10 protein-coding genes are annotated in these 11,737 nt (G+C 55.0%); 8 read left to right on the plus strand and 2 right to left on the minus strand.

The features are described from left to right. Positions 1-9 precede the first annotated feature (9 nt). From AC2FC2_RS08065 to tldD, 5 genes are all read left to right on the plus strand, one after another. A complete protein-coding gene (locus AC2FC2_RS08065; protein ID WP_490659054.1) occupies positions 10-594 on the plus strand; it encodes a Maf family protein in 585 nt (194 codons plus the stop codon). A gap of 38 nt (positions 595-632) precedes the next feature. Beyond that, complete coding sequence (gene rng, locus AC2FC2_RS08070) at positions 633-2,102, plus strand: ribonuclease G (RefSeq protein WP_209637080.1); 1,470 nt, start codon at positions 633-635, stop codon at positions 2,100-2,102. Between the two features lie 105 nt (positions 2,103-2,207). Beyond that, positions 2,208-6,023, plus strand: coding sequence for an AsmA2 domain-containing protein YhdP (gene yhdP, locus AC2FC2_RS08075; RefSeq protein ID WP_490659055.1), 3,816 nt, complete (start codon positions 2,208-2,210; stop codon positions 6,021-6,023). Further along, on the plus strand, positions 6,020-6,880 hold the full coding sequence (gene nit1, locus AC2FC2_RS08080) for a deaminated glutathione amidase (protein WP_209637090.1): 861 nt from the start codon (positions 6,020-6,022) through the stop codon (positions 6,878-6,880). Before yhdP ends, nit1 begins: the two co-directional genes overlap by 4 nt. Positions 6,881-6,887: 7 nt before the next feature. Beyond that, positions 6,888-8,333 carry a metalloprotease TldD gene (tldD, locus tag AC2FC2_RS08085; protein ID WP_209637092.1) on the plus strand — a complete coding sequence of 482 codons (1,446 nt, stop codon included), beginning with the start codon at positions 6,888-6,890 and terminating at the stop codon, positions 8,331-8,333. Positions 8,334-8,407: 74 nt separating this feature from the next. On the opposite strand, the gene uriH is transcribed toward tldD, so the two are convergent. Next, positions 8,408-9,352 (minus strand): uridine-preferring nucleoside hydrolase UriH, encoded by a 945-nt coding sequence (gene uriH, locus AC2FC2_RS08090; protein ID WP_490659056.1) that lies wholly within the window; start codon positions 9,350-9,352, stop codon positions 8,408-8,410. Between the two features lie 209 nt (positions 9,353-9,561). On the opposite strand from uriH, the gene AC2FC2_RS08095 reads away from it, so the two are divergent. Both AC2FC2_RS08095 and AC2FC2_RS08100 read left to right on the plus strand, forming a co-directional pair. Continuing rightward, the gene (locus AC2FC2_RS08095) at positions 9,562-9,849 is read left to right on the plus strand and encodes a zinc ribbon domain-containing protein (protein WP_490659057.1); all 288 of its coding nucleotides are present in this window, start codon (positions 9,562-9,564) and stop codon (positions 9,847-9,849) included. Further along, a complete protein-coding gene (locus tag AC2FC2_RS08100; RefSeq protein WP_490659058.1) occupies positions 9,846-10,223 on the plus strand; it encodes a hypothetical protein in 378 nt (125 codons plus the stop codon). The genes AC2FC2_RS08095 and AC2FC2_RS08100 overlap by 4 nt, the downstream gene beginning before the upstream one ends. Here AC2FC2_RS08100 and aaeR read toward each other — a convergent pair. After that, complete coding sequence (aaeR, locus tag AC2FC2_RS08105; protein WP_265555887.1) at positions 10,186-11,097, minus strand: HTH-type transcriptional activator AaeR; 912 nt, start codon at positions 11,095-11,097, stop codon at positions 10,186-10,188. The genes AC2FC2_RS08100 and aaeR overlap by 38 nt on opposite strands. Before the next feature lie 433 nt (positions 11,098-11,530). On the opposite strand from aaeR, the gene aaeX reads away from it, so the two are divergent. Next, entirely contained in the window at positions 11,531-11,734 is a 204-nt protein-coding gene (gene aaeX / locus AC2FC2_RS08110; protein WP_004936952.1) for a p-hydroxybenzoic acid efflux pump operon protein AaeX, read from the plus strand. Positions 11,735-11,737: the final 3 nt, after the last annotated feature.

The following is an 11,737-nucleotide window of genomic DNA, read 5'->3' on the forward strand; positions in this document are numbered from 1 at the left end:
GGTATATCAATGACTTCGCTTTATCTGGCCTCTGGTTCTCCCCGTCGACGTGAATTACTGATCCTTCTAGGGGTTCCGTTTGAAGTCATCTTAACGGACACAGAAGAACAGCGGCGTGAAGGGGAAGCCGCCGAAGCCTATGTGCGCCGTTTGGCGCAGGACAAGGCCAAAGCGGGCGTGGCAATGGCGCAGAAAGACTGGCCGGTACTGGGGGCTGATACCATTGTCGTGCTCAATGGCCGGGTGTTGGAAAAACCACGCGACGAAGCGCATGCGGCAGAAATGCTGGCGGCGCTGTCGGGTAAACAGCATCAGGTGATGACCGCAGTGGCCGTCGCCGATTGCCATGATGTTCTGTGCCAGCTAGTGGTGACAGACGTGACATTCCGCAACCTGTCACAGCAGGATATTTGCGACTATATTGCAACGGGCGAACCGATGGATAAAGCGGGCGCCTACGGAATTCAAGGAAAGGGTGGTTGTTTCGTCAGAACGATAACCGGCAGTTATCACGCAGTGATGGGCTTGCCGTTAGTCGAAACACATGAGCTGCTCAGTAATTTTGTCGCATTACGTGATGTAAGAACCGGTTGATGGGTGCTGCCATTATCGACCGGTTCTGAGGAGAGGGCATGACAGCTGAGCTACTGGTTAATATCACACCGTCTGAAACGCGGGTTGCCTATATTGATGGCGGCATCCTGCAAGAGATCCACATCGAGCGCGAATCCAAGCGTGGCATCGTCGGCAATATTTATAAAGGGCGCGTAAGTCGCGTGTTGCCAGGCATGCAGGCAGCATTCGTCGATATCGGCCTGGACAAAGCGGCCTTCCTGCACGCCTCCGATATCATGCCACACACCGAGTGTGTTGCTGGTGATGAGCAGAAGAATTTCCACGTGCGGGATATTGCTGAGCTGGTGCGCCAGGGGCAGGATCTGATGGTGCAGGTGGTGAAAGATCCGCTGGGCACTAAAGGCGCACGCCTGACTACCGACATTACCTTGCCTTCGCGTTACCTGGTGTTTATGCCGGGTGCGGCGCACGTTGGTGTTTCCCAACGTATAGAAAGCGAAGCCGAGCGCGAGCGTTTGAAGAAAGCCGTTGCCGGCTATTGCGATGAGCTGGGCGGTTTTATCATCCGCACCGCGGCAGAAGGTATCGGTGAAGAAGAGCTGGCGCAGGATGCCGCCTTCCTTAAACGCCTGTGGACCAAGGTGATGGAGCGTAAAAAACGCAACCAGACCAAATACAAACTGTATGGTGAATTGGCGCTGGCGCAGCGCATTCTGCGTGATTTCGCGGGTGCAGCGCTGGATCGGATCCGCGTGGACTCCCGTCTGACTCACGATCTGTTGGTGGAGTTTACCGGTGAGTACATCCCGGATATCACTGCCAAGCTGGAACTTTATACCGGTAGCCAGCCAATCTTTGATTTGTACGATGTCGAAAATGAGATACAGCGCGCGTTAGAGCGCAAGGTGGAACTGAAGTCCGGCGGTTATCTGATTATCGATCAGACCGAGGCGATGACCACCGTGGATATCAACACCGGCGCTTTTGTCGGCCATCGTAACCTCGACGAAACCATCTTCAATACCAATATCGAAGCGACGCAAGCTATTGCCCGCCAACTGCGGCTGCGCAATTTGGGCGGTATAATCATCATTGACTTCATTGACATGAACAATGACGAACACCGGCGTCGGGTACTACACTCGCTGGAGCTGGCGCTGAGTAAAGATCGGGTAAAAACCACGATTAACGGCTTCTCTCAGCTAGGCTTAGTTGAAATGACGCGTAAACGTACGCGTGAAAGCATTGAACATGTGCTGTGTCATGATTGTCCTACTTGTCATGGACGCGGCACATTGAAAACAGTGGAAACCGTGTGCTACGAAATTTTGCGCGAAATTGTGCGTGTGCACCATGCTTATGATTCCGATCGTTTCCTGGTATACGCGTCCGCGGCGGTGGGGGAAGCGCTGAAAAGCGAAGAGTCTCATGCGTTGGCGGAAGTAGAAATTTTTGTCGGCAAGCAGGTGAAGGTACAAATCGAACCCTTGTACAGTCAGGAACAGTTTGACGTTGTCATGATGTAGTCCGCCTGTGGGTAGCCAAGGTCCGGCATCGGTGGGGCTCAGCATGCTGAGCCCCACTGTGCATAGATATTCCCGTTGCCAGGCAGCGGAAGCAAGGAGAACTGCGTGAGGCGACTGCCTGGGATTTTGTTAGCTACAGGCGCCAGTCTGATTGTCGTCGTGGCGTTGCTGATCAGCGGATTACGTTTGGCACTGCCTGAGCTGAACAACTACCGCCCTCAAATACTGGCAAAGGTCGAAAGCCTTTCCGGTGTGCCTGTGCAGGTCGATTTCATGCAGGGGAGCTGGGAAACCTTCGGCCCACAGCTTGAAATGCGCAACGTGCGGGCCACGTTGCCTAAAAGTAACCTGCATATTGAACGTGTTACGCTGGCGCTAGACGTGTGGCAGTCATTGCTGCATTGGCGCTGGCAATTTCGCGATCTCACCTTTTACCAACTCCAGTTTGATCTGAACACCACACTGGGGGGGGACGAGCATCAGGGTAGCACCATCGAACCGGGGAAGATTACCGATCTGCTGCTGCATCAATTAGATCATTTCGACCTACGTGACAGCCGTCTCTCATTCCTGACGCCCGCCGGTGCCCGTGCCGAATTCGAAGTCCCGCAGCTTACCTGGCTTAACAGCCGCGATCGCCACCGTGCCGAAGGGCAGATCAGCCTGTCGACGCTGAACGGACAGCACGGCGTGGTGCAGTTACGTATGGACCTGCGTGACAATCAGGGGTTATTGAATACCGGCACGGTTTATATGCAGGCCGATAATATCGACATGAAGCCTTGGTTTACTCGCTGGTTGCGTGCCAATACCGGTTTGGAAAGCGCCGACTTTAGTCTGGCTGCCTGGCTACAGATCCAGAACGGCGAAATCGCCGGCGGTAATGCATTGCTGAAGCAAGGCGCGGCCAATTGGAGCGTGGGCGATCAGCAACACCGATTGGACGTGGACAACCTGGCGTTAACGCTCAGCCGCCAGGGCACGGGCTGGCAGGTGGATGCGCCACAGCTTAATTTAGCCACAGACGGTCAGGCTTGGCCGCAGGGCCGGCTTTCCACGTTGTGGCTCCCGGAAAACACCGAGTTTATGGGGCCGGGGCAGACTGAAGAACTGCGCGTACGTGCCACTAATATTCAGCTAGAACGGCTGGCGGCGTTGCTGCCGACTTTCTCTTTCCTGAGTCCGAACGTGCTGGAACGCTGGAATGACCTGCAACCACAAGGCAAGCTAAACGCGCTGGCGTTAGATATCCCGCTGAAGCAGCCGGAAAAAACACGTTTCCAGGCCCGCTGGCAGGACGTCAGTTGGCAGCACTGGAAATTGCTGCCAGGGGTGAACCACTTTTCCGGCGCCCTGAGCGGTGGCGTAGAAAATGGCCGCCTGCAGCTTGGTCTCACCGACAGTACCTTGCCGTACGGTGATATGTTCCGTGCGCCATTGGAAGTGAGCAGCGCCACGGGGGCGCTGACCTGGCAGTACAATGACCAGGGTTGGACGCTGGCGAGCAAGGATTTGAATGTGAAAGCCAAATCACTGTGGGTAAAAGGTGATTTCCGCTATCAGCAGCCGGCAAAAGGGGAGCCGTGGCTGAATATTCTGGCCGGTATCCGTTTGTATGACGGCGCAGACGCTTGGCGTTACTTCCCTGAACCCTTGATGGGCAAGCATTTGGTCGATTACCTCAGTGGTGCCATCCAGGGCGGGCAGGTGGATAACGCCACCTTGATCTACAACGGCGATCCACAGCATTTCCCGTACCGCAAAAACGAAGGCCAGTTTGAGGTGTTTGTCCCGCTACGCCATTCAACCTTCCAGTTCCAGCCGGATTGGCCGGCGCTGACCGATCTGGCTATCGATCTCGACTTTGCCAACGAAGGGTTGTGGATGAATGCGCCGCAGACTAAGTTGGGCAACGTCGACGGTAAGAATGTCACCGCAATTATTCCGGATTATCTGAAAGAACGCCTGTTCGTTGATGCCGATGTGGCGGGCCAGGGGGCGGAGATCCATAACTATTTCAAACAGACACCACTGCATGATTCACTGGGTGCCGCGCTGGATGAGCTGCAAATTGGCGGTAATGTCAGTGGGCGCTTACATCTCGATATTCCCTTGAACGGCGAGCTGGTCCGTGCCACAGGAGAGGTTGCGCTGAACAACAATTCACTGTTGGTCAAGCCGATCGAGAGTGAACTGCAAAAGGTCAGCGGCAAGTTCCGTTTTGATAACGGTAACCTGAGCAGTGATACTTTGTCCGCCAACTGGTTCGGGCAGCCGGTTGCAGTAAACTTCAACACGCAGGAAGGTAAAAGCGACTACAAGGTCAATGTGGGTCTGAATGCCGACTGGCAGCCGGGTAAATTCCCAGGCATTCCAAAGGAAGTGGCCGACACGCTGAGTGGCAGCGCGCCCTGGAAGGGCCAGGTTGCTATCGTCTTGCCTCATCAGGGGGCGGCCAGCTATGACATTGGCGTAGAGGCGGACCTTAAAAAAGTAAGTAGTCACTTACCTTCTCCGTTGGATAAATCCTCGGGTGAGCCATTACCATTAAGCGTAAAAGTGAAAGGCGGCTTGAATGGATTCATGCTGACCGGCAGCGCGGGTAAACAGAACCATTTTAATAGCGAGTGGACCTTTGCCAAAAAGCAGGTGACGTTGGCACGTGCCGCATGGCAAACAGCAGGCAGCGGAACTCCGCCACTGCCCGCGGGAAAATCGCTGACGCTTAACTTACCGGCGTTGGACGGTGAGAAATGGTTGGGGTTAATGGCTCCGGCCCTGAAACAGGGTGGCAGTTCAGGCCAGGTAGGCGGTTTCAACTTCCCGACCACCGTGGCGCTGAAAACACCACAATTGCTGTTGGGGGGTCAGGCTTGGCACAAGCTGACGCTTTCTGCCGAGAAACAGCTGGGGGGGACGCTGATCAGCGCCAAGGGCGATGAAGTTGATGGTAGCCTGCGGATAACTGAACGCGGGCCATGGCGCGCTGACATAAATTATCTCTATTACAATCCGCAGTTTGATGCTGCAAAGGGCACTTCGACTGCGGCAACGAACCCATTGGCGACGGTGGATAAAGTGTCTTTCCGGGACTGGCCTTCGCTGATGTTGCGCTGCAAGTCGTGCTGGGTCATGGGGCAAAATCTTGGCAAGGTCGAGGCGGATCTGGCCAATCAGGGCGATACTCTCCTGCTTACGCATGGTTTGATCGATACCGGTAAAGGGCGTATGACCGCCAGCGGCCTGTGGAAGCAAAATGCGCAGGAAGAGCGCAGCTCATTGAAAGGCAAATTGCTGGGCGGCAAGATTGACGAAACCACCTCTTTCTTTGGGATAACTACCCCACTGAAAGGCTCGCCTTATGACATCGATTTTGATCTGTATTGGCATGGGCAGCCGTGGAAGCCACAGATGAATACGCTCAGCGGTGCGTTGAAGGTCAACATGGGCAAGGGTGAGATCGAGAGTATGGGCGGTGGACGCGCTGGGCAACTCTTGCGTTTGGTGAGCTTCGATGCCTTGCTACGTAAGCTACAGTTCGATTTCAGTGATACCTTTGGTAAAGGCTTCTACTTTGATTCCATCCGCAGCACGGCATGGCTGAAAGATGGCATAATGCATACCGATAACCTGTTGGTTGACGGACTGGCGGCGGATATCGCCATGAGTGGACAGATTGATCTGGCACGCCGACGGATTGATATGGAAGCGGTAGTCGCGCCGGCCATTTCGGCCACCGTTGGCGTCGCTACGGCTTTCGTGATTAACCCGATTGTCGGTGCGGCGGTGTTTGCCGCATCTCAGGTGCTGGGGCCGCTGTGGAGCAAGATTTCATTGATTCGCTACCATATCAGCGGCGATCTGGATCAGCCGAAGATCAACGAGGTTCTGCGTAAGCCAAAGGAGGATAAGGCGCCATGAGAAATGCTAACGTTGCGTTGTTACAGTTGTGCAGTGGCGATAAGGTACGTGACAACCTGGCCCAGATTGAACAGCAGATTAAGCAACTCAATGCCGGGGTGAAGCTGGTCATGACGCCAGAGAACGCGTTGTTGTTCGCCAACTCTGCCGCTTATCGTGAGCATGCAGAGCATCAGGGTGACGGGCCGTTGCAGAATGCGGTGCGCGAGATGGCGCGGCGTTATGGTGTCTGGTTGCTGGTCGGTTCCATGCCGTTGATCAGCCGCGAGAACCCCGCGTTTATCACTACCAGCAGCCTGTTGTTTGATGACCAGGGTGAAATTCGTGCTCGTTACGACAAACTGCATATGTTTGACGTGGACATCAAGGATACTCATGGTCACTATCGGGAATCAGACACTTACCAACATGGCCAACAGCTAACGGTCGTCGATACCCCGGTCGGGCGTTTAGGGATGACCATATGCTACGATTTGCGCTTCCCTGAACTGTATCAGGCGTTGCGAGCCCAGGGCGCTGAACTGATTTCGGTTCCTGCTGCCTTTACCCGCGTGACGGGCGAAGCGCATTGGGAAATCCTGCTGCGCGCAAGAGCGATTGAAAACCAGTGTGTGATCCTGGCACCGGCACAGGTTGGCAGCCATGGGCCGACGCGTCGCACCTGGGGCCACTCGATGGCCGTAGACGGTTGGGGCAAAGTGCTGGCTGAAAACCCGGATGCCGTATCGGCATTGAAGGTGCGGGTCGACATTACCGGGCTCAAAACCATTCGCGAACAGATGCCGGTATTGCAACACAACAGATTCCAGACGTCGCTAACCGCGCCGTTTGAAAAAAACTCCTCCATTAAAGAGTAAAAAAATTATGAGCCTGACGTTTGTCAGTGAGCAGTTACTTGCTGCCAATAAGCTGAGCCACCAGGACCTGTTTTCCGTCTTGGGGCAACTGGCCGAACGCCGCCTCGACTATGCCGACCTCTATTTCCAGTCCAGCTACCACGAAGCCTGGGTAATTGAAGACGGCATTATCAAGGATGGCTCTTACAATATTGATCAAGGGGTCGGGGTACGCGCCGTCAGCGGCGAGAAAACCGGCTTTGCCTATGCCGATCAAATTACCCTGAACGCATTACAGCAAAGTGCTCAGGCAGCGCGCAGCATCGTACGTGACGCAGGTAACGGCAAGGTGCATACCTTGGGCGAAATCAGTCATAACGTCCTGTATCCAGTGCTCGATCCGCTGCAAAGCCTGCCGCGTGAAGAGAAAATTGCCCTGCTGCATCGCGTCGACAAGGTCGCCCGTGCTACCGACAAACGGGTACAGGAAGTGAGCGCCAGCATTACCGGCGTGTATGAGCAGATCCTGGTTGCGGCAACCGACGGGACGCTGGCGGCGGATGTTCGCCCATTAGTCCGTTTATCTGTCAGCGTGCTGGTGGAAGAAGACGGTAAGCGTGAACGCGGTTCCAGTGGCGGCGGCGGCCGTTTCGGTTACGACTATTTCCTGGAGATGGCCGAGGGCGAAGTCCGCGCTGATGCTTACGCCAAAGAGGCGGTGCGCATGGCGTTGATTAACCTTTCTGCCGTAGCGGCGCCAGCCGGCAATATGCCGGTGGTGCTGGGTGCTGGCTGGCCGGGCGTGTTGCTGCATGAAGCGGTAGGTCACGGCCTGGAAGGTGACTTCAACCGCCGCGGTACGTCGGTGTTCAGCGGTCAGATGGGGCAGTTGGTGGCTTCTGAACTTTGTACGGTAGTGGATGATGGTACCCTGCAAGGTCGCCGAGGTTCTCTGGCGATCGATGACGAAGGCGTGCCGGGCCAGTACAACGTGCTGATCGAGAACGGCATCCTGAAAGGCTACATGCAGGACAAACTTAACGCTCGCTTGATGGGCGTTGCGCCGACGGGCAACGGTCGTCGTGAGTCTTACGCGCATCTGCCAATGCCGCGCATGACCAACACCTATATGTTGGCGGGCAAGTCCACGCCGGAAGAGATCATCGCCAGCGTTGAATACGGCCTGTATGCGCCTAACTTTGGCGGCGGCCAGGTGGATATCACCTCCGGCAAATTTGTTTTCTCCACCACCGAGGCCTATTTGATCGAAAAAGGCCGCATTACCAAACCGGTGAAGGGGGCGACGTTGATTGGCTCAGGGATTGAGGCGATGCAGCAGATATCGATGGTCGGCAACGATCTGGCGCTGGATAAAGGCGTTGGCGTTTGCGGCAAAGAAGGGCAAAGCCTGCCAGTGGGCGTCGGTCAACCGACCCTGAAGCTGGATACCCTGACCGTTGGTGGTACCGCGTAATTTTTTTTCCAGGGGCCGATTTACGGCCCCTGTCAGCTTTCGTTTTGCGGCTCGCGTTGTATTTAAGCCCTGGTTTAAACCTTCACTTCCCCAATCCTTTCCAATGCGTCCACCACCAAATCCCAGAATTTTTCCTGATCCAGCGTCACGGCTACCTGAGTATGGCAATCAGGCGGCGGCGGGGCGCGGAAGTCGGCCACCGTCATACCCAGCGTCAGGGTACCGGTTAACTCAATATCTACCGGCACTTTACGCACCGTCATGACTTCAGGATCGATGACATAGGCCACCGCGCAAGGATCGTGTACCGGTGGGGCGCTAAAGCCCTGCGCTTGCTGATACATCTTGCCAAAGAACTCGAGCAGTTCGCCAACAAACCTGGCTGGCCCTGTGTGGATGGCGGCGATGCGTGCGCACACCTCCGGCGTGGCAAGCGCCTGGTGGGTCAGATCCAGCCCAACCATCGTCAGCGGCCATTTTTCATTGAACACGATGTGCGCGGCTTCCGGATCAATCTTGATATTAAATTCTGCCACCGCGCTCCAATTGCCCACGTGATAGCCACCGCCCATCAACACCACCTCTTTAACACGTTCCGCAATGCGGGGTTCTTTACGCACCGCCATGGCGATATTGGTCAGACCGCCGGTCGGGACAAGCGTCACACTGCCTGGCGGGTGGGCCATGATGGTATTGATGATCAGATCGACTGCATGGCAGGGTTCCAGTGCCAATGTTGGCAATGGCAACACGGGGCCATCCAGGCCGGACTCGCCATGGATATCGGGTGCGACTTCGATCTGGCGCACTAACGGGCGCGGACAGCCGGCGGCAAAGGGGACACCGGTGATATTGGCGATGCGCGCGACGGCCAGCGCATTACGGGTGACCTTATCCAGTGTTTGATTACCTACCACGGTGGTCACAGCCAACAGATCAATCTGCGGGTTACCCCAGGCCAGCAGCATGGCGATCGCATCGTCATGCCCCGGATCGCAGTCCAGTATGATTTTTTTCATTTTTATTCCTGATGCAGGGAGAGGTTCCCGCAGCATAGCGCACCGACGGCAGGCCAGGTAATGACCGATAATGCTTTTTGTTAACTACATCAAAGCGTTGCTGATTCAGTGATGTAATTAAACGTAAATCCGCCTTCATTGCTCTTTACCCTGGAGTTTACTCCAGGGTTTAAGGTGAAACCTGGCGTAACGCAGAGAGGAGAAGCGTGATGAGCATGTTGAAAAGGCTCTTGGGGCAAGGCGGTTTCGGTGGCAGTCATCAAGGTTCTGGCCATGGGCGTGGGCATCATGGCAACCGTTATAATCAGTATGGCGATCAGGGGCCGCAATGCCTGCAATGTCAGGCGCCTAACAAGCCCGGTGCGCGTTATTGCCACCGTTGTGGGCAGCCTTTTGAAACGCCCGCAGCACAATGCAGCGGGTGTTCCGCAACTCTGCCGGCAGGCAGCCGTTTTTGCCAGCAATGTGGCAAGGCGGCTAGCGGAGGGCAGCCATGACGAAACGCGGAGGGAGTGTCATAGTGCTGTTGGTTGCCATGGCGTTATGGACGCTGTTGGCGTGGGGGGCTTCCGGTATCTTGGGCTGGTTGCCTGCACTGACGGGGCTGGCGCAGAGCGGGGCGGCCCAGTTAACGCCACCGCTTACCGGTCTGCTCAGCCTGGTACCGCAGACGCTGTTGGATACCGGGTTGCCCTTGTTGCAGCAGCTGGCGAGCGGGTTGGCAGGTTCTTTCCCGCGCCTGCTCACCTGGGCGGGATATGCCGTCTGGTTAATCTGGGGGCTGGGCATGCTGGTATTACTGATTCTGGGTGCCTTGGCTCGTCGTGTTCTGCTCAACGATAGCCCTGATAGACCTCACCCACGCGCTTAAAGTAGTCGGTCAGGTAGTTGATGCACACCTGTACTTTGAGCGGCAGCTTATCTTTCTCGGTGTACACGGCGTACACCGGGCGAGGATCCGAATGATAACTTTTGAAAAGGATCTCGATCTCGCCGCGTTTGATCTCTTCGATCACCCACATCAGCGGTGCATAGGCAATGCCTGCCCCGGCTTTTAACCAGCGGATCATGGTCTGTGAATCATTGGTGACGAAACGCCCCTGCGGTGCAATACGTGTACTGATGCCTTCCGGTGCGATCAGTTCGAATTCACTATCCGGCCGCACGCTGTATTCCAACCAGGAAAAATTGACCATGTCGCTCGGTTTTTGTGGTGTACCGTACTGGCTGAGATAGCTTTTGGCGGCACACACCACCATTGGCATTGAACCCAGTCGTTTGGAAAACAAGCTAGAGTCCTGCAGCGCACCCGTGCGAATCACCACGTCCAATCCATCAGCGATCAAATCCGGTGCCGGAATGCCGGTCACCAGGTTCACGGTCAGACCGGGATACTCTTTCAGCATATCGGCGGTCATGGTGGCCAACACGTTTTGCGCCATGGTGGATGAGCTGCCAATTCGCAACGTGCCGGTCGGCGTATTGTTAAAGGCGTACAGCTGTTCGTGCACTTCGCTGACTTCCAGCAACATGCGACGACACCCCTGATAGTAAATTTTTCCGGCTTCCGTCAGGCCAATACTGCGCGTGCTGCGATTAAGCAGCTTAACCTGTAGCTCATTTTCCAGTTTGGAGACGGTCTGGCTGATAGATGAAACGCTCATATCAAGATGACGCGCAGCCGCCGTAAACGACCCGCATTCAACCACTTTGGCGAATACTGACATCCGTTTTAGTCTTTCCATTATTCACTCTGGCTTAAAAGTGATTTAGATCACAGATTGTTGATGAGTTGATAGTAAGCAAGCTAATATAACGTAGTCGGGTGGAAAGACCTTACCAACGCGTGAGTGTGATCGGCAGCGTCATTGGGGCCGAACCCTCAGGTATCCTCGCAATTCCTATCGCGGATGTACGTTCCAGAGTTTACTCTTTTTTCAGGTTCCTGACCTGTCTGGGCCGGAATTTGTGGTGCGCGCACGCTAAAATGTAAAGAGAATGTGAATGGGAATATACCCTATAGCTTTCAAGTTGCAGCCAGGCGCCCAACTTGCTCATCCTCAGGCACTTACTTTAGTAAGTCACTGGGGTGATAGCGTGCAGGTAACAACGCTGCAACTTGAAAGATGACGGGTATAAAGGTTAATGCCCGGTGCAGTGAGTAATAAGGAAAAATTGATGAGTTTGCTTCCGGTTATGGTCATTTTCGGACTGTCGTTTCCCCCGGTCTTTTTTGAGTTGCTGGTTTCGCTAGCGCTGTTTTTTTTGCTGCGCCGGTTGCTGCAGCCCACCGGGATTTACGATTTTGTCTGGCATCCAGCGTTGTTTAATACCGCGCTGTATTGCTGTTTGTTCTATCTGATTTCATGTCTTTTCGTTTGAGGT

It is taken from the genome of Serratia sp. CoH_122_TC_1 (assembly GCF_058191755.1).